General features: G+C 67.7%; 19 protein-coding genes. 2 read left to right on the top strand and 17 right to left on the bottom strand.

What is annotated here, in order from left to right:
- Positions 1-13: 13 nt before the first annotated feature.
- The 17 genes from ilvN to BM214_RS03060 all read right to left on the bottom strand — a co-directional run bounded on the left by ilvN (position 14) and on the right by BM214_RS03060 (position 15,036).
- On the bottom strand, positions 14-508 hold the full coding sequence (gene ilvN / locus BM214_RS03140; protein ID WP_090483764.1) for an acetolactate synthase small subunit: 495 nt from the start codon (positions 506-508) through the stop codon (positions 14-16).
- Between the two features lie 4 nt (positions 509-512).
- Positions 513-2,207, bottom strand: a complete 1,695-nt coding sequence (locus BM214_RS03135; RefSeq protein WP_244887832.1) for an acetolactate synthase 3 large subunit — start codon at positions 2,205-2,207, stop codon at positions 513-515.
- A gap of 224 nt (positions 2,208-2,431) precedes the next feature.
- A complete protein-coding gene (locus BM214_RS03130; protein ID WP_090483762.1) occupies positions 2,432-3,580 on the bottom strand; it encodes a radical SAM protein in 1,149 nt (382 codons plus the stop codon).
- Positions 3,581-3,651: 71 nt separating this feature from the next.
- Positions 3,652-4,719: a geranylgeranyl reductase family protein gene (locus tag BM214_RS03125; RefSeq protein WP_425319152.1), complete on the bottom strand. Its 1,068-nt coding sequence runs from the start codon at positions 4,717-4,719 to the stop codon at positions 3,652-3,654.
- Positions 4,706-5,800 (bottom strand): lipoate--protein ligase, encoded by a 1,095-nt coding sequence (locus BM214_RS03120; RefSeq protein ID WP_090483760.1) that lies wholly within the window; start codon positions 5,798-5,800, stop codon positions 4,706-4,708. The genes BM214_RS03125 and BM214_RS03120 overlap by 14 nt, the downstream gene beginning before the upstream one ends.
- Positions 5,801-5,803: 3 nt before the next feature.
- Positions 5,804-6,946 carry a radical SAM protein gene (locus BM214_RS03115; RefSeq protein ID WP_090483759.1) on the bottom strand — a complete coding sequence of 381 codons (1,143 nt, stop codon included), beginning with the start codon at positions 6,944-6,946 and terminating at the stop codon, positions 5,804-5,806.
- Positions 6,947-7,008: 62 nt separating this feature from the next.
- Positions 7,009-7,446 carry a glycine cleavage system protein GcvH gene (gene gcvH, locus BM214_RS03110; RefSeq protein WP_090483758.1) on the bottom strand — a complete coding sequence of 146 codons (438 nt, stop codon included), beginning with the start codon at positions 7,444-7,446 and terminating at the stop codon, positions 7,009-7,011.
- A gap of 114 nt (positions 7,447-7,560) precedes the next feature.
- Positions 7,561-7,947: a DsrE family protein gene (locus BM214_RS03105; protein ID WP_090483757.1), complete on the bottom strand. Its 387-nt coding sequence runs from the start codon at positions 7,945-7,947 to the stop codon at positions 7,561-7,563.
- Between the two features lie 24 nt (positions 7,948-7,971).
- Complete coding sequence (locus tag BM214_RS03100; RefSeq protein ID WP_090483756.1) at positions 7,972-8,415, bottom strand: biotin/lipoyl attachment domain-containing protein; 444 nt, start codon at positions 8,413-8,415, stop codon at positions 7,972-7,974.
- Positions 8,416-8,467: 52 nt separating this feature from the next.
- Positions 8,468-9,379, bottom strand: a complete 912-nt coding sequence (locus tag BM214_RS03095) for a CoB--CoM heterodisulfide reductase iron-sulfur subunit B family protein (RefSeq protein WP_090483755.1) — start codon at positions 9,377-9,379, stop codon at positions 8,468-8,470.
- Entirely contained in the window at positions 9,372-10,088 is a 717-nt protein-coding gene (locus tag BM214_RS03090; protein WP_090483754.1) for a 4Fe-4S dicluster domain-containing protein, read from the bottom strand. The genes BM214_RS03095 and BM214_RS03090 overlap by 8 nt, the downstream gene beginning before the upstream one ends.
- Positions 10,089-10,123: 35 nt before the next feature.
- Entirely contained in the window at positions 10,124-10,930 is an 807-nt protein-coding gene (locus BM214_RS03085; protein ID WP_090483753.1) for a hypothetical protein, read from the bottom strand.
- 1 nt (position 10,931) lies between these two features.
- Entirely contained in the window at positions 10,932-11,981 is a 1,050-nt protein-coding gene (locus BM214_RS03080; protein ID WP_090483752.1) for a CoB--CoM heterodisulfide reductase iron-sulfur subunit A family protein, read from the bottom strand.
- A gap of 6 nt (positions 11,982-11,987) precedes the next feature.
- Positions 11,988-13,394 carry a heterodisulfide reductase-related iron-sulfur binding cluster gene (locus BM214_RS03075; protein WP_090483751.1) on the bottom strand — a complete coding sequence of 469 codons (1,407 nt, stop codon included), beginning with the start codon at positions 13,392-13,394 and terminating at the stop codon, positions 11,988-11,990.
- A gap of 42 nt (positions 13,395-13,436) precedes the next feature.
- Positions 13,437-14,102 (bottom strand): 4Fe-4S dicluster domain-containing protein, encoded by a 666-nt coding sequence (locus BM214_RS03070; RefSeq protein ID WP_090483750.1) that lies wholly within the window; start codon positions 14,100-14,102, stop codon positions 13,437-13,439.
- Between the two features lie 174 nt (positions 14,103-14,276).
- On the bottom strand, positions 14,277-14,747 hold the full coding sequence (gene dsrE2, locus BM214_RS03065) for a sulfur carrier protein DsrE2 (protein ID WP_090483749.1): 471 nt from the start codon (positions 14,745-14,747) through the stop codon (positions 14,277-14,279).
- Between the two features lie 58 nt (positions 14,748-14,805).
- A complete protein-coding gene (locus tag BM214_RS03060; protein ID WP_090483748.1) occupies positions 14,806-15,036 on the bottom strand; it encodes a sulfurtransferase TusA family protein in 231 nt (76 codons plus the stop codon).
- Between the two features lie 381 nt (positions 15,037-15,417).
- On the opposite strand from BM214_RS03060, the gene BM214_RS03055 reads away from it, so the two are divergent.
- Entirely contained in the window at positions 15,418-15,729 is a 312-nt protein-coding gene (locus tag BM214_RS03055) for a hypothetical protein (protein ID WP_090483747.1), read from the top strand.
- A gap of 143 nt (positions 15,730-15,872) precedes the next feature.
- Positions 15,873-17,207: a M48 family metalloprotease gene (locus BM214_RS03050; protein ID WP_090483746.1), complete on the top strand. Its 1,335-nt coding sequence runs from the start codon at positions 15,873-15,875 to the stop codon at positions 17,205-17,207.
- Positions 17,208-17,212: the final 5 nt, after the last annotated feature.

Genomic DNA, 17,212 nt, shown 5'->3' with positions numbered 1-17,212 from the left:
TCCGTATCGGATCCTACAGCCTGAGGGCCACGTCGCCGCGGGCGATGCCCATGACACCGGAACGCACCACCTCCACCACGTCGAAGGGGCGCATGGCCTCGATGAAGGCATCCAGCTTGGCGCTGTCGCCGGTGAGCTCCACCACGTAGGTGTCGCCGCTGACGTCGATGATGCGGCCGCGGAAGATCTCCGCCATGCGCATCACCTCCGCCCGGTCCTCGCCGCCGGCGACCTTCACCTTCATCATGGCGATCTCCCGCTCGATGTGGCGATGCTCGGTCAGGTCCAGGAGCTTGACCACGTCCACCAGCTTGTTCAGCTGCTTGGTGATCTGCTCCACCACCTCCTCGGAGCCGCGGGTCACCAGGGTGAGCCGCGACAGGGTGGGGTCCTCCGTGGGGGCCACGGTGAGGGACTCGATGTTGTAGCCCCGTGCCGAGAACAGCCCCGCCACCCGGGACAGGGCCCCGGACTCGTTTTCCATCAGTATCGAGATGATGTGTCGCATGGGCTCACAGGAGGATCATTTCGTTCTGCCCCGCACCCGCCGGGACCATGGGATAGACGTTCTCGTCCGCGTCGGTGATGAAGTCCATGAAGACCAGGCGGTCCTTCATGTCCAGGGCCTCCCGCAGGGCCCCCTCCACGTCCGCGGGGCGCTCGATGCGCATGCCCACGTGACCGTAGGCCTCGGCCAACTGCACGAAATCCGGCAGGGCCTCCATGTAGGACATGGCGTAGCGGCCCTGATAGAAGAACTCCTGCCATTGGCGCACCATGCCCATGTAGCTGTTGTTCAGGGTCAGGACCTTGATGGGCAGGCGGTACTGCAGGGCCGTAGAGAGTTCCTGGATGCACATCTGGATGCTGGATTCGCCGGTGATGCAGGCGACCGTCTCGCCGGGATGGGCCAGCTGCGCGCCGATGGCGGCCGGCAAGCCGAAGCCCATGGTGCCAAGCCCCCCGGAATTGATCCAGCGGTTGGGCTTGTCGAAGCCGTAGAACTGGGCGGCCCACATCTGGTGCTGACCCACATCCGAGGTGATGAAGGCATCGCCATTGGTGAGGCGGTGCAGGGTCTCGATGACCGCCTGGGGTTTGATGCGTTCGCTCGCCCGGTCGTATTTGAGGCAGTCCATGGCCCGCCATTCGTCGATCTGCTTCCACCATTTCTCCAGGGCGTCGGCATCCGGCCGCCGGTCCCGGGCGCGGATCTCCTTGAGCATGGCACGCAGCACCGGCTCCACCTGACCGACGATGGGCACGTCCACCTTCACGTTCTTGGAGATGGAGGCCGGATCCACGTCCACATGGATGATGCGGGCGTTGGGACAGAACTTGGCCACGTTGCCGGTGACCCGGTCATCGAAGCGGGCGCCGATGGCGACGAGCACGTCGGCATGGTGCATGGCCATATTGGCCTCGTAGGTGCCGTGCATCCCCAGCATGCCCAGGAACTGGCGGTCCGAGGCCGGGTAGGCCCCGAGCCCCATGAGGGTGTTGGTGATGGGGAAGTCCAGCAGGCGGGTGAACTCGGTGAGCAGCTTCGAGCCCCCTCCCAGGATCACCCCCCCGCCGCTGTAGATCACCGGCTGGCGCGCCTGCAGGAGCAGGTCCACCGCCCGCCGGATCTGCCCCGGATGCCCCTTCACCGTGGGGTTGTAGGAGCGCATGCGGATGGACTTGGGGTAGTGGAACTCGCAGCGGTCGGCGGTGATGTCCTTGGGGATATCCACCACCACCGGGCCCGGCCGGCCGGTGGTGGCCAGGTAGAAGGCCTTTTTGATGGTGACGGCCAGGTCCTTCACGTCCTTCACCAGGAAGTTGTGCTTCACGCAGGGGCGGGTGATGCCCACGGTGTCCACCTCCTGGAAGGCATCGTTGCCGATGAGGCTGGTGGGCACCTGACCGCTGAACACCACCATGGGCACCGAGTCCATGTAGGCGTTGGCGATGCCGGTGACGGCATTGGTGGCGCCGGGGCCGGAGGTGACCAGCACCACCCCCGGACGGTTGGTGGACTTGGCATAGCCCTCGGCGGCGTGTACCGCCGCCTGCTCGTGGCGCACCAGCACATGACCCACCTGGTCCTGCTTGAACAGGGCGTCGTAGATATGCAGGACCGAGCCCCCGGGATAACCGAATACCAGGTCGACACCCTCCTCCTGCAAGCATCGGGTGAATATCTCGGCGCCGGTCAATTCCACTGTCTCGCTCTCCTGGTGCACGCAACGGACCCCTGCCCCCACGCACAGGACCCGTGCGCGGGGGCAAATCATGGGGAAAAGGTTCGATGATAATATGAGGCGGCGTGAATTTCACTACCGGGATGGCCCACCAGGCCCTTTGCCCCGCCCGGCGACCCGGGATAGACCGGCGCGGACCGGGGGCACCCCGGGGATGGGATGCCCGCGCCAGGGGGGAAGCGGTCTCAGTCCTCGGTCTCGGGGTCGAAGGTGCCCACCCGCTCCCCGGCCATCTGCCGGCGCACCACCGCCACGTCCCGTCCCTCCAGGGGGAAGGGAAAGGACATGATGTCCGTCGGGCTGGAATCCCCGTAGGGCCGGTTGCAGGCGGAGACGGTCGCCTCGCCGCTGCCCGGGCAGCCGGAGGTGCGAAACGGCGTGCCCGCATCGATGAGCCCCTCCACGGTCTTTGCATCCAGGCCGAAGTCCACCACCTCACCGGCCCCGTTGAAGCGCATCGCCTCCACGCGTCCGCCCATGTAATCAATGAGGTAACGGCCCAACTGCACCCGCCGCCAGTGGGCATGGGGCACCGGGGGGCGGTCCTCCATCATCGACCCCCGCTCGGGGAAGAAGGCGAACAGGTGATTGTGGCCGCCCAGGTCCCGCACCCGTTGACAGAGCCGAAGCATCTCCTCCTCCGTCTCCCCCATGCCGCAGATCAGGTGCACACCGAAGCGTTCGGGCCCGAAGATCTCCGCCGCCCATTCCAGGGTGCGCCAGTACCGGTCCCAGCGGTGGGGGCCGCCCACCGGAGCGCCGCGGGTGCGCGCGAAGACCTCCGGGGTGGCGGCGTCCAGGGCCACGGTGAAGATCTGCGCGCCGGCATCATGCAGCCGCTCCAGGTCCTCCCGCTGCATGGAGGTGGGGTTGGACAGGATGGAGACGGGGATATGGGGCAGGGCCTCCACCCAGCGCCGCAGCAGGTTCAGGGTGTCCTCATCGGAGCGGGGGTGGGTGATCATGGAGATGCACATGCGCTGGAAGCGCCCCCCGTCGGCCCCCTCCCGCACCCGCTGGATCACATCCTCGTAGCGGGCCGTGGGCCAGTCCACCCGGATGAAGTTCCGGTCGGCATAGGCCCGGTCCTCCTCGCGGTGGCGTGCCAGACCGCAATAGCTGCAGTTGGCGCGGCAGCCCTCGGGATAGGTCACCAGCAGGTTGAGGCAGTGGGTACAGCCGGTACGGTGCATGCGCCCGGGCACCAGCCCCAGGGTGATGGCCGCCGCAGTGGACATCTGCACGTATTCCGGGGAGCGCATCTCCGGTGTCTTCACATAGGGGTCGGGCCGGTAGAAATGCACCGGCGCCCCGGCCTGGGTCTGTACGCTCATCGGCTCGTACCTCCTGGATGCGGGTCCGGCCCGCATGGCCTTGGTTGATGGGGGATGGCTTGCCTCCGCCCTCAGGCGGTGGCGGTGAAATACTCGTCGAAGGCGATCCAGCCCCGCCGGTGCGGGGCGTCCTCGCCGGCCCGGGGGGTCCCCCAGATGCGCCCCAGTTCCCGGCGGCGGGCCACGGCCCGCACCAGCCCGGGGCCGTAGGTGTCCTGCAGGTCCTCGGCATAGGCCTCGGCTGCGGCGGGATCACCGCCGGCCCGATCCGCCGCCGCCGTCCCGGCCGCCTCGCCGGAGAGCACTGCCGGGGCGATGCCGCCGCCGGTGATGGGATGGGTGAGGCCCGCGGCGTCCCCGGCAAACAGCACCCGCTCGTGGCACAGGGGATCCCGCAGCCCCCCCACGGGGATGGCGCCGCCGGTGCGTGCCAGGATGCGCGCCTCCACCAGGCCCTCATTCACCAGTTGCCGGTGCCAGGCCTCCAGGGGGGCCTTCAGGTCCCGGGCCCGGGACTTGTCCATGCCCAGCCCCAGATGGGCCTGCCCGCCCCGGGGGAAGAGCCAGCCGTAGCCCCCGGGAAAGGCCGGCGAGAGCCGCACCAGGGTGTCCGTGCGGCCCTGGATCAGGGGTACGGTGTACTGGCGGGTGTGCACGCAGGGCAGCGGCGGCAGGCCCAGCCGGGCGGCCACGGTGGATGCGGGGCCGTCGGCGGCCACCAGGGCCCCGAAGGCGACGCTCTGGATCTCCCCGGACCGTTGTATGCGGGCCCTGCCCGCCCGGGGATCCAGGTCCAGCAATGCACTTCGGGTCCAGAGGATGGCCCCCCGTTGCCGCGCCTGTGCCGCCAGCCCCTGGTCGAAGGCCGCCCGGTCGATGATCATGCCCGGGAAATCGGAGACCCGGGTGGCCCCGGAGGGCAGCACGGTGGTCATGTGCTCGATGGCCTGTACCCAGGCCCCGGTCTCCCGGGCGTAGCGCCCCATGGGCAGGGGGACGAATTCGGCGCACTGCACCGGGACCCCGATGCGGTGGCGGCGCTCCACCGCCAGCACCTGCGCCCCCCGGGCGGCGGCGGCAGCCGCGGCCCGGGCCCCGGCGGGCCCCAGCCCCACCACCAGCACGTCAACCGACGGCATGGGCATCCTGCCCCGTCCCGGCCGATGCCAGGGCCTGCCGCAGCACCTGCAGGAAGTCCTCCCGGGTCAGGTGCAGCATCTCCACACGATAGCCATCGAAGAAGGCATGCACCGCCGGTTCCAGCTGGGCCACCGGGATGCCGCGCAGGGCCGCCTCCAGATCCGCCACCATGCGCCGGGGATGGGTGAAGAAATCCCCGGTGATCCAGGCCTGGGCGATGTGCCCCCGGTCCCGGTCCAGGATCAGCCCGGCGCGCATGAACCCGCCCGGGCAACGGTGCACCCCCTCCAGCAGGGGGGCATCGGAGACCGGTCGGTTGCGCTGATAGATCCATTCGGGGGTATCCATCTCCGCCAGGGCCTCGCGGAAGCGATCCTGTTCGGCGGTGTTCAGTTCCCCCGGCACCGGATCCACGCCAAAGGCCTCGGCGAAGGCCCCGGCCAGGGCATCGTGCACCTGGTGCAGCGGCGGGAGCGCCCCCAATAGATCCTTGAGGTTGGCCACCCGCTCCCGCGCCGAGGCGATGGCCTTGTCCGAGAGCTTCTCCGCCGGGATGCGCAGCACCCGCAGCATGCGTTCCACGTCGAAGTCCAGCAGCAGTGTCCCCTGATACAGGATGGAGTCGCCATCGAAGGCCCCGCCGGTGCCGGAGATCTTGCGCCCGTCCACCTCGATGTCGTTGCGCGGCCGGTAGCGCGCGTCCACCCCCAGGCGGCGGATGCCCTCGGCGGCGGCCCGGCAGATGCGCCCGGCGATGGCCTCCATGTCGGCGGTGCCCAGAAAGCGCCGGTCCAGGTACAACTCCCAGCCGATCTGGGTGGGATCGAAGTAGATGGCCCCGCCCCCGGTGATGCGCCGCTGGATGTCGATCCCCTCCGCCCGGCAGACCCCGGGCAGCAGTTCCTGATCCACGTTCTGATGGAAGCCCACCAGGGCCGAGGGCTGGAAGCGCAGGAAGCGCAGGGTATGGGGCGACCGGCCCTCCTGGTGGCACTCCAGCAGGGCCCGGTTCAGGGCCAGGTTCTCGGCCGCCCGGCGCAGGCCGGTATCCAGTACCCGCAACGTGCGTTCATCGCGCATGGCTCATCCCCCCGCGGCCACCACCGGGATGCCGCCGGGGGCCACCCCGACCCCCCGGCGGCGGGCCCGTTCATCGGCGATCACCGCCTCCAGATCGATCTCCAGCCCCGCCTCGGTGCCGTTGGCCGTCCCCGCCTCCCCCAGGGTCATGGAACAGCAGGCGGGGATCACCCGCGCACGGCGTCCCAGGCGGGTGGCCAGCTCCACGATCCCGTCCGCCGGGTGGGCGATCCCGTCCAGGCCCGCCATGACGGCATAGGCGTCCATGGCCCCCTTGACCTCCCCGGCCGGGCGGGCGCAGCCCAGCAGCAGCCGGGTGTCCTTCAGGGTGCGCCGCGCCTCCAGGAAGTAGCGGCCCACCTCCCCGGCCCCGGGGGTGGCGAAGGGTTTGCGCTCGGGGGCGTAGAAGGGCATCACCACCACCAGCACCACGGCATCCGGCGGGTGGCGGCGGATCATGCGCAGGGCCTCCCACTCCCCCAAAAAGCGCCCGTAGTGCAGCCCCATGACGATGTGGGGTACCACCTTCATGCGGGTCTTCACCAGGGCCTCCAGGGTGGCCTCGAAGTCCTCCACCGAGCGGCGCAGGTGATAGACCCGGGTGATGGTCTCCTGGGCGCCGATGACGTCCATCATGGCGGTGTCCACCCCCGCCTGTTCCATGCAGCGGGCGGTATCGTCGTCCACCAGGGCGGTGTGCAGGGCGATGCGAAAGCCCGGGAAGTGGTCCTTGATGCGCCGGATGGTGTCGTAGAAGGGGCCGTATTCCACCTCGTTGCGGTGGTTGGAGCCCCCGGTGAGGAGCATGCCCCGGCCGCCGTCCGCCACGATGCCCTGCACCACCTGCCACAGCTCCCCGGGGGTGGTGGCCGGGATCATGGGCTCCAGCAGTTGGCCCTTGCAGTGGTCGCACTGCAGTTTGCAGTGGGACCCGGTGACCGAGACCGCGGGCCAGGCGTTCTTGCCGCAGCTGCGGATCTCGGAGGTCTGATAGGTCTTGAAGGTGGGGGTGTAGAGATCCACCGGGGTGGCCTCGCCGTCGAACCGGGCCCCGTGCGCCGCCTCCAGGGTGCGCACCAGATCCGGATCCAGCGGGATGTCCTCCAGGGGCTCCACCCGGGCCAGACGTGATTGCCAGTCGCTCATGGGAATCCTTCGCTCTGGGGGGATCGGGCCCCTCCTGCGGGGAGGGGCCACTCCGGCGGGCTTCAGCAGCCCTCGAAGCCGTCGGCGTCCATCTTCTCCTGGAAGGCCTGCAGGGCCTCGCTGCCGGTCTTGAGGCCGGCGGTATCCCCGTCCCAGTCGGCGGGCTGGATCTTCACCAGCCAGCCCTCGCCGTAGGGGTCCTGGTTGATCAGGCCGGGATTGGCGGAGACGGCCTCGTTCACCGCCGTGACCTCACCGCCCACGGGGGTCTTGGCCGGCCCCACCCACTTGCCCGACTCCACGGTGGCGCAGGACTTGTCCTTCTTCACGTCCTTGCCCACCTTCTTCGGGGTGTAGGACACCACCTGGCCCGCCAGGGTGGCGGCATAGGCGGTGAGCCCCACGGTGGCGGTGCCGTCGGATTCCCGGCGCACCCAGACGTTGTTCTCGACGCTGTAGAGCAGATCCTCCGGCAGTTCGCAGCCCTTGACGGCTCCCATGCTTTTTCCTCCCAGTTTCTTATGAAGATATGACTAAAGGCATCCCGAGTATCCGGGTTGTGGCGGGGGCACGGTCCTGATCTGGATCAAACACAGCCGTCCCCGGGGCTTGGCTCAGAAGGACAGCACCTTGTCCGCCTGCAGCAGCAGGTCCCCCAGATCGCTGGCCCGCCCCACGTGGTCCACCTCCTCGATGAGGTCCGTTTGCGGGTCGATGCCGTACCCCGGCAGGGCGGGATCGCAGACATGCAGGATCACCCCCGCCCGCTTGGCGTCGCGGATGAACTCGATGACGCGCTTGCCCCCTTCCATGGCGCGCAGTTCCTCGGCCACGCCCCGGCGCATGAGCTGCACCCCCGCCATGGTGAAGAAGATGTGCACGCGGGCGTCCATGGCCGCCAGCACCGACCCCAGGTAGAAGGGGGTGCCGCAGCGGGCGGGGGTATCGGGTCCGCTGGTCATCACCAGCAGGACGGTCTGTTCGGCGTCGTCTTGTTCCATGTCATGGCTGGACACGATGGGTCCTCAGGTTGCCTGCTTGCAGTGGATCTCATCCCGGCGCGCCCGTGCGCAGTAGCCCTCCCGGGCGGCCTCGCCGGTGATAAAGCGCCCCAGCACGGCGCCGGCCCCGCCCGGGGTCTCCACCCGGGCGATCCAGGCCCCGTAGGGATCGGCATTGAGCAGCTCCGGTTGCTCCATGATGCGTTCATTGGCCTCGACGATGGTGCAGTCGATGAAATTGGGCACGGGGCCGGCCCATTTCCCGCTCTCGATGGTGGCCACCGGTTTGCCCGGCGGCCGGCGGGTCCCCGGCCGGCGCACGCGCACGTGCAGGATGTGCCCGGCGATGGCCTGGGACAGGTCCGTCATGCCCACCGTGAGGGTGTCGTCCGGTTCACGGCGAAGCCAGATCTGGTATTCGTCGTCGTAGTACCGGTCCGGTCTGAAGTCGCAGCCGTTACAGTCCATCTATGCGCTTCCCGCCGGGCCGCCCGGGGTCCCCCCGGGCACGCCGTGGTCCTCAGATCACCCCCTTCGCCCGCAGCAGGTCGAGGGAATCGCTGACGTTCTCATGGATCCCCAGCTTGCGGGGGGACAGCCCCATGGCCAGCCCCAGCAGCTGCGTGAAGTAGAGGATCTTCACGTTGGTGGTGATGCCGAACTCCGTCTCGGCCCGTACCTGGTGCATCTCCAGGCCGGAGTGGCAGGTGGGGCATTCCGTGGCGATGACATCGGCCCCCGCCGCCTCCGCCGCCTGCAGCAGGTTGAGCACCAGTTGGGTGGAGGTGTCGGCGTCCGAGAGGGTATGGGCACCGCCGCAGCAGGCGGTCTTCAGGGGGAAGTCCACGTTCACCGCGCCGGCGGCGGCCAGCAGGTCGTCCATGAAGTGGGGCCGGTAGGTGGACTCGGACCCGGGCCCCCGGTCCTTCTCCGGGAAGATCTGCCGCGGCCGGGTATACATGCAGCCATAGTAGTTGGCGATGCGCAGGCCGTTGAGGCCCTTCTTGAGCTTGCGGCGCAGGCCGTCGGGCCCCAGCTCTTCCATGAGCCACTCCAGCAGGTGCAGGGTGCGCACGTCCCCGGCATAGACCGGGTCCTCGGCCTTGCGTGCCATGTCCTGCACGGTCTGCATCGTCTCCCCCGAGGTGGCGGTCTCGTACTCCGCCTTCTTGAGGTTGTGATAGCAGCCGTTGCAGGGGGCCATGACGGTGTCCATGCCCATGCGCTCGGCGACGATGGCTAGATTGCGCGAGGACAGATAGGTCTGCAGCATGGGATGGACGTTCTTCACCTCCATGGCCCCGCAGCAGTTGTAGTCGGGCATCTCCTCCATCTCCAACCCCAGGGACTGTACCAGGACTCGGGTGGACTTGTGGTAGGGGCCACCGGAGCCCTCCAGCGCACAGCCGGGATAGTATGCAACCTTAGCCATGGGCGGCCTCCTTCTGTTCCTGGATGTACTCCTTGAGGACCTTTCGCGTCTTGCCCCAGGAGCGGGTGCGGGGGGCATGCAGGAGATGGCCACCCATGCGCAGCCCCATGCCCACGGGCATGTGACGCATGAGGCGGCCGCCAAAGACCCGCAGCCAGCCCTGGAAGAGGGACTGCCCCGTGCGGCGGAAGAAGGTCACGATCAAGTGGGCATCCTCCATGCGGCCGGTGTCCATGACCTGGTCGGCAAAGGCCTCGTCGAAGATCGTGGAGGGGCTCTTCTGGGTGTACCCTTCCGCCTCCAGCCAGTGGGCCAGCGCCTTCATCACCCCCTCGGGGCGCACGTCCCGGGGACAGATGTGGGTGCACTTGTTGCAGGAGACGCACTGCCAGATGATGTCCTTGTCCTTGATGATCTCGTCCTTGAGGCCCAGGCGCACCGCGTAGATCCAGTAGCGCGGATTGAACTGCACGTTCTGGGCGTACATGGTGCAGGAATTGGTGCACGAACCGCATTGCCAGCAGCGGTGCACGTTCTCCCCGCCGGGGATGCTGCGGATACGGGCCTCGAAGTCCTCATCATAGGTGGTGAGGGTCCGTGGCGTGATCATCGTGTTCCAGTGCCCGGAGACGTCCACACCGTCCACCACCAGCTTGTCGTGATGGAGCAGACGCTCGGGTTCGATGAGGGATTTCTCGTGAATCGCCATGCTCTTCTCCGAAACTCAAGGCCAGCGGTCCGGGCCTAGTGCCATGTCCTCGACGCGGCGGCGTGGCGTTCGCCCCGCCGCTGGTCGATCCCCAGTAGTTTCACCACCAGCTCCATGGGATCCTGCCGGGCGCCGAAGTCCCCCTGCAGGATCCCCAGTCCGCCGGAGACGGAACGCACATAGTCCGCATACCCCCGGGCCAGGATCAGATCCGTGATCAGGGGCAGGTCGCGGTAGAACCCGCTGGCGGTCAGGTGCTCCACGAACCAGGCCCGTACCGCCTCCAGATCCTCCGGGGTGGCCCCCAGGGGGAGATGGTCCAGATCCTCGCTGCCGGCCACGAACTGGCGCACCGCGCCGCTCATGGTGCCCGTATCCCACACCCAGCGGGTCATCAGCGGCACGGCCTCGGGCCGGCGAAAGTGCAGCACCTCCGCCGCCCAGTCCCAGGCGCAACGGCGCAGCTTGCGGTCCGCCGCCGGGAAGGCGTCGCAGAAGGCCTGCATGCGGTCCATGAGCGGGGCCTTTGCGTAGACCAGCTCCAGCAGGGCCCGGGAGGCGGTCCCGGGATCCCGGGACACCCCCTCGGCCAGGCGCCGCCGCGCGGGGAAGACGCAATCCAGCAGGACCGTGACCACCCCGGCGTCCAGGTGGGCCGGCGGCGCGGCCTCAGGCAGGGCGGCGAGGAAGACCCGCTGCTTGCCCCGCAGGGCCTCCAGATAGGTCTCCACCCCGCCCCGGTCCTTCATGTCCTCCAGCAGGCCGTCGAGCTTGTGGGCGGCGATGCGCGGTTCCAGACGGATCGCCAGGCGGGCCGGTTCGATGCCCCGTTCCATGGCCATCTCAACCCGCCTTGCGCCCATGGGGCTGCACGTCCGCCGCAGCGCGGCAACCGGCGGCCGCCCCCTGGGAGATGGAATCGTCGATGGTCTCGGGCCCGTAGGCGGCACCGCAGGCGTAGATCCCGGGGCGGCTGGTGCCGCAGGGATTGGTGTAATGCTCCGCGCGCTGCAGGTAGCCATGTTTCTCCAGGTCCACGCCAAAGACCCGGGCGATCTCCGGATTGTCCTGGTTGGGATCCATGCCCACGGCGTGCACGACGATGTCGAAGGGGATGACGATGGGCCGCTTCACCAGGGTGTCCTCCCCCTTCAGCAGCAGGCGGCCGTCCCCGGAGGCGGTCACCTCGGCGATGCGGGCCTTGACGAACTTGGTCTGGAATTCCTCCTGGGAGGTCCAGTAGAAGCGGTCCTCGTAGAGGCCGAAGGTGCGGATGTCCATGTAGTAGATGAACACCTCCGTCTCGGGGGAGAGCTCCTTGATCTCCATGGCCAGGTTGGTGGAGACGGTGCAGCAGATCTTGGAGCACCACTCCCGCCCGATCTGCCGGTCCCGGGAACCGACGCACAGGAGGATGGCCACCCGCTCGGGGGTGCGGCCGTCGGAGGGGCAGGCGATCTTGCCGTTGGCCACCATCTGTTCCATCTGGGTGGTGGTGATCACGTCCGGGAAGGTGCCAAACCCCCATTCGGGCTTGTTCACCGGATCGAAGTGGGTGAACCCCGTGGCCAGGACCACGGCACCGGCCTTCACCTTCTGGCCGTTATCCAGTTCGGCGGTGAAGTCACCAGCCTCCCCGTCCAGGCGCGTGACCCGGGTGCCCTTGTGCACGGTGATCTTCTCCTCCTCCTCCACCCGCCGCACCATGCGGCCGATGGCGTCCCGGGCCCATTCGCCGGAGGGGACCAGCTTGGCGTAGCCGGAGAGGATGGGGGCGCCCCCCAGGGTGTCCTCCTTCTCCACCAGCACGGCCCTGCGGCCCGCGCCCGTCACCTGGGCGGCGGCCGACAGCCCCGCCGGCCCCGATCCGACGATCAGTACTGTGTCCTGCATGATGCCTTACCCCCCGTAAGCCAGTTCGGGTTTGTAGAGATATTCGATGTTTCCCTGCTCGACCTCCTTGAGGTAGGCCTGGAAGTTCTTTTTCGCCTGGGACCAGGAGATCCCCATCTTCTCCACCAGTTCCTCGCAGGGGGAGGCATGCCACTGCAGCTGGACGATCTTGAAGGGATCGGCACCGCAGGCCAGGGCGGCGAACTGCACCTCCGCCATGATGGGCACCTGGAAGTCCTGCTGATGCGCCTTGCCGATCCACTGGTTCTTGTCCATGGTGGTGACACAGCCGGTGTCGTTGGCCAGCATGACGTCGGCGTTGGCCTCCTCCCGGGCCACGCGGATCTTGCGGTTCATGGTGAATGAGCGGGTGAACTCCCGCTCCGAGATGATGTGGCGGAAGCCGAAGCCGCAGCAGTCGTACCAGGTGGAATAGTCGATCACCTGGGCCCCCAGGGCCTGGGCCAGGGAGGTGATGATGGCGGTGCGGTTGCCGCCGAGGATGTCGCCGTCGTAGATGGCATCCTCGTGGATCATCTTGTAGTAGTGGCAGGCCACGTGGGCGGTGGTGCGGATGTGGGAGACATCGATCTTCTGCAGCTCCGAGGCGATGCGCTGGCGCATCACGTGCACCCACTCGGAGTAGTGCACCACCTCCTCGGGGAGGACGATCTTGCCGTCCACCAGGCGGCCCAGCTTGTCCAGGATCTTGGTGACCTTCTCCCGCAGCTGGGGCGATTCGATCAGGTACTTGCGGATCTCCTTGTAGTTGCCAAAGGAGGTGCCGCAGTGCACCAGGGGATAGAAGTGACCGGCGTCGTGGCCATGCCGCTGGCCGGAGACGTAGGCCTGGTGGAAGTTGCGCAGGAACACCGCCGCCAGGGACTCCACGTTGCCGATGCCCGAGCCGTGGTAGTTCCAGGCGGTGCAGGAGGTCTGGTCGGTCTCGTCCAGGTAGTCCCGCCCCGGCTCGTAGCCGAACTGGTTCATGAACCAAAGCAGGGAGGTGGGATACCCGGGGATGTTGCCGCACTGGCCGCAGGACTTGTGATGCCAGAGCTGCCGGGTGGGGATCTTCTTGTCCCAGCCAAAGAGGGTCTTCACCGTCACGGGCTCGTGGTCGTCCCGGATGCGGTGGATCAGGATCTTGCCCTCCTTCTCCAGCTCGTACATGTGATCGCGCACGTCCTCCATGCGCTCGCCCAGGTCGGCGGTGCGCCGGTCCACCCGCTTGCGCACCCAGTCGGTGGCGGCCCGCGCCTCCTCCCGGGAGAGCCCGCTCTCGCGGAACGCCGCGCCGTGGCCGGCCACGCCCTGGCGGCTGCCGTGGGCGGCCCCGGGGCCCTGGGCGCCGGAATCCGGCTGCCGGGGATCGATGCCGGCATCCCCGTGGTTCTGATCGGTGGGTTTCATGGGTGCCTCTCCTCTACGCTCGCATGAGGTGGTGGGTGTGGCCTATTCTTCTTCCTGTTCTTCCAGCCACTCGTCGTACTCCTCCCTTTTCTCGTCGATGAAGTCCTCGATCACGTCGAACAGGTTCTCATCCATCAGCTCCAGGGACTTGAGGACCCCGGTCATCTCCCAGATGGTGTACATCTCCACCGAGGTCTTCAGGGAGACCTCCCAGGCCGTATCCGTGGTTTGCAGGGTCTTCATGGGGATGGCCTTGCGCAGGGTGCGCAGATCCCCCTCCACCTTCTGGATATTGGGGCCCCAGTCGGGGAAGTGATCCGGCTGGATCATGTCCGGGGAGAGCTGGTTGCCCGTGGTGATGAGCTTGAGCATCACCCGGCCGAAGGGCCGCAGCACATCCTTGGCCGATTGCATCTCGTGCTGGATGGCCACCTCCCGCATGATGGCCACCAGCCCCCCCGGGGAATTCTGGAAGGGACAGCGGGCCGCGCAGGTCATGCACTGGGCGCAGGCCCAGATCTTCTCCTGCATGGCGTCGTAGATCTGCTCCACGTTCCCCGTCCAGAGCAATTGCACGATCTCCCGGGGGCTGTAGTCATAGAACTGGGCGGAGGGACAGGTGGCGGTGCAGATGCCGCAATTGAGACAGCCGTTCAGTTCGTGGTGATAGCGGAAATCCCCGCGAATGTCGTCGTAGATCTGTTGCATTTCCGCATGAGTCGCCATGTGACACCTCGTATGGTCGCGCCGGGCGCCGTCTCCTTACACCCGAGCATAAAACTCAACTTCTGCCGTCTACGGAGTCTAGCCGCCGCCCACCGCAAGACGGCCCCGGCAGGATCCCGAGCCCCTTTTATCTGCGGGAATCGAGAACCGGTTCACCTAGATGAACAGGCAGATATCCGACTCGCCGGCGAACTCGAAGAACGTGGCCGCCCCGCCGTAGGACACCCCGTCGATGAAATCCTCCCGGGACATATCGAACAGGTCCACGGTCATCTGGCAGGCCACCATCTTCACCTCCGCCTCCAGACACAGGCTGCGCAGATCCTCGATGCTGGCCACCCCCTTGGACTTCATCTTCTGTTTCATCATGGCGGTCATCATCCCCTGCATCCCCGGCAGGGCCTGGGCCAGGACCGGCATGGGCACCGGCATGGGCATGCCCGGGTTGCCCAGGGAGGTCACCTTGAGATCCGGCTTCTTCTTGAGCAGCTGCAGACCATAGAAGGTGAAGAAGATCTGCGATTCATATCCCAGGGCCGCCGCCGTGGAGGCCAGGATGAACGGTGGATAGGCCCAGTCCAGGGTCCCTTTGGTGGCGATGATGGCGAGTTTCTTGTCGTCCGACACGGCTGCCTCCGTGATGCTGGGATGGATAGGCCGCCTTGCGGCGGCCGTTGGCCAGGCTTCATGCCTTGCGCATGCGGAAGAGGAACTTGCCCCCCTCCTCCTTATGGTCCAGCAGTTCGTTACCGGTCTGCTTGGCGAAGGCCTCGAAGTCCTTCACCGAACCGGGATCGGTGGCGATGATGTGCAGCACCTGGCCGCTGGACATGGAGGCCAGGGTCTTCTTCGCCCGCAGGATGGGCAGCGGGCAGTTGAGGCCGGAGGCATCCAGCTCCTGATCGAATTCGGCCATGGGTCTCTCTCCTTCTCTTGTTCTCTTGCGGCACCGGTGGCGCCGGTGTGTGTGGCTTGTGCGGCGGGATCCCGCCGGTCCTGGGGCGGAAAGGCCCCGGGCTCGGTGGGCCGCACCCGGTTTCATTCCCGTGAAGACCAGCCTAGGCGTACCGGCGACCCGGGGTTTTGACGCAACGCAAATATACCGTGGTTTCCATTATTAGCATATACTGCGAAAAAATATAACCATATTCTTCTGGTCTTCCAAGACCGCCGACGGCACTGCCCCGGCGGCAGGAACCGACCCCATGCCGAACCATGCCCCGCTACCGCGGTCAGAGCCGTGGTATCGTCGGATGGTCCGGGTGAACCCGCTGAAACCCAGCCAAGGAGTGTCCCCATGGAAAAAGCCGATTTCGCCACCGACACCCGGTACGCCGTCACCCTGCGCGGCCCCGAGGGACGACTGCAGCCGGCCCAGTTGTACGTCCATCAGCTGTTCGATGCGGCCACGATCGCCCGCCGCCTGGACGGTCCCGACTCGGGCCTGCTGGTCAAGATCCCCTACGAGGACGTGATCCGCATCGTGCGCACCTACCCGGTGCCCGAACAGGACCGTTTCATGCTTCCGCAAGCCATGCTCCAGGCAAAACTATGGGAAGACCGCACCTCCATGGCCACCTACGCCTCCGCCCCCGGCCGGGGCAAATAGACCACCTCCGGCATCACGCCAGGTCCCGCCCCGGATGGGGCGGCCTGTGGCTGGCGCCGCTGCTTCTGTGGGCGGCGCTGCTGAGTGCCCTGCCTCCCCCCGCCGGCGCCGCACTGCCGGATCTGGGGGACCCGGCTTCGTCCATGCTCTCCCCCGCCCAGGAGCAGGCCCTGGGTCAGCGGCTACTGCGCGAGGTGCGCCGCAGTCTCCCCCTGAGCCAGGACCCCTTGCTGGTGAACTACGTGCGCTCCCTGGGGCAGCGCCTGGTGGCCCATGTGCCCGATGGCGGGCACAGCCACTACCGGTTCCTCGTGGTGGAGAACGAGGCCGTCAACGCCTTCGCCATGCCCGGCGGAGTGGTGGGGATCAACACCGGCCTGATGCGCATCACCCGCAACGAGGCCGAACTGGCGGCGGTGATCGCCCACGAGATCGCCCATGTCACCCAGCGCCACATCGCCCAGGCCCATGCCGCCGGGAGCCGTTCGGACCTGGCCACCGGGCTGGCCATCCTGGCGGGGATCATCGCCAGCGCCTATGCCCCGGAACTGGGGCAGGCGGCCATCGTCGGCGGCATGGCCGGCGGCACCCAGGCCCGCTTGAACTTCACCCGCGCCAAGGAGGCGGAGGCCGACCGCATCGGCGTGCGTATCCTGGCCGAGGCGGACTACGCCCCCGGGGCCATGCCCGACTTCTTCGAACGCATGATGCGTCAGGCCGGCGGCGGGGGCGATGCCGTTCCCGAATACCTGCGCACCCACCCGGTGACCACCCGCCGCATCGCCGAGACCCGTGACCGGGCGGACGCCTACGAACCCCGGGACCGGATTACCGATTCCCCGGAATTTCGCCTCATGCGGGCCCGTGTCCGCGCCCTGGAGGACCCGCAAGACGTGCTGGCAAGGCAGGAAACAGGCGAAGGCAAAGACCGGGCCGCCGATCTCTACGGCCACGCCATCGCCCTCATGCAACAGGGCAGGTCACAGGAGGCCCTGGAGGCCATCGATGCCGCCGCCCGGGAAGGCGGGGATGGGATCGCCCTCTACCTGGAACTGGCCCGGGCCGAGGCCCTCCTGTCCGGCCGGGAGCAGGCCCCGGAACGCGCCCTCAAGATCCTGGAGCGTCTGCAGCAGCTATACCCCGACTACCCCCCCGTGACGCAGATCCAGGCCCGGGCCCTGCTGGCGGCGGACCGCCCGGCCCTGGCCCTGGAGACCGTGGACCGCCTCCTGGAACAAGACACGGAGCACCCCGCCCTGTACCGCCTCAAGGCGGAGGCGGCGGACCGCATGGGAGATACCGCCATCAGCCACGAGGCCATGGCCGAGTACTACTTTCACCACGGGCAGTACCGCGAGGCGGTACGCCAACTGGACATCGCCCTGTCGGCCCCGGCCCTGGAGACCCACCTGGAACAGCGTATCCGCGAAAAGCGGGAGACGGCGGTACGCCTCGCCCAAGAGGGGGATGGGGCCTGATCCCC

Origin of the sequence: Ectothiorhodospira mobilis (assembly GCF_900114895.1) — a bacterium.
GTDB classification, from domain to species: Bacteria; Pseudomonadota; Gammaproteobacteria; order Ectothiorhodospirales; family Ectothiorhodospiraceae; genus Ectothiorhodospira; species Ectothiorhodospira mobilis_A.
Note: the sequence above shows the minus strand (reverse complement) of the source record. Positions and strands in the feature narration are given on the sequence as shown.

Bases quoted from the DNA above. Each gene is read 5' to 3' on its own strand.
- BM214_RS03060 (WP_090483748.1), bottom strand. From the start codon at position 15,036: ATGGCCGAATTCGATCAGGAGCTGGATGCCTCCGGCCTCAACTGCCCG.
- BM214_RS03090 (WP_090483754.1), bottom strand. From the start codon at position 10,088: ATGGCGATTCACGAGAAATCCCTCATCGAACCCGAGCGTCTGCTCCAT.
- BM214_RS03080 (WP_090483752.1), bottom strand. From the start codon at position 11,981: ATGCAGGACACAGTACTGATCGTCGGATCGGGGCCGGCGGGGCTGTCG.
- BM214_RS03075 (WP_090483751.1), bottom strand. From the start codon at position 13,394: ATGAAACCCACCGATCAGAACCACGGGGATGCCGGCATCGATCCCCGG.
- BM214_RS03070 (WP_090483750.1), bottom strand. From the start codon at position 14,102: ATGCAACAGATCTACGACGACATTCGCGGGGATTTCCGCTATCACCAC.
- gcvH (WP_090483758.1), bottom strand. From the start codon at position 7,446: ATGGGAGCCGTCAAGGGCTGCGAACTGCCGGAGGATCTGCTCTACAGC.
- ilvN (WP_090483764.1), bottom strand. From the start codon at position 508: ATGCGACACATCATCTCGATACTGATGGAAAACGAGTCCGGGGCCCTG.
- BM214_RS03050 (WP_090483746.1), top strand. From the start codon at position 15,873: ATGCTCTCCCCCGCCCAGGAGCAGGCCCTGGGTCAGCGGCTACTGCGC.
- BM214_RS03085 (WP_090483753.1), bottom strand. From the start codon at position 10,930: ATGGCCATGGAACGGGGCATCGAACCGGCCCGCCTGGCGATCCGTCTG.
- BM214_RS03055 (WP_090483747.1), top strand. From the start codon at position 15,418: ATGGAAAAAGCCGATTTCGCCACCGACACCCGGTACGCCGTCACCCTG.
- BM214_RS03120 (WP_090483760.1), bottom strand. From the start codon at position 5,800: ATGCGCGATGAACGCACGTTGCGGGTACTGGATACCGGCCTGCGCCGG.
- BM214_RS03095 (WP_090483755.1), bottom strand. From the start codon at position 9,379: ATGGCTAAGGTTGCATACTATCCCGGCTGTGCGCTGGAGGGCTCCGGT.
- BM214_RS03130 (WP_090483762.1), bottom strand. From the start codon at position 3,580: ATGAGCGTACAGACCCAGGCCGGGGCGCCGGTGCATTTCTACCGGCCC.
- BM214_RS03100 (WP_090483756.1), bottom strand. From the start codon at position 8,415: ATGGACTGTAACGGCTGCGACTTCAGACCGGACCGGTACTACGACGAC.
- BM214_RS03115 (WP_090483759.1), bottom strand. From the start codon at position 6,946: ATGAGCGACTGGCAATCACGTCTGGCCCGGGTGGAGCCCCTGGAGGAC.
- BM214_RS03125 (WP_425319152.1), bottom strand. From the start codon at position 4,719: ATGCCGTCGGTTGACGTGCTGGTGGTGGGGCTGGGGCCCGCCGGGGCC.
- BM214_RS03105 (WP_090483757.1), bottom strand. From the start codon at position 7,947: ATGGAACAAGACGACGCCGAACAGACCGTCCTGCTGGTGATGACCAGC.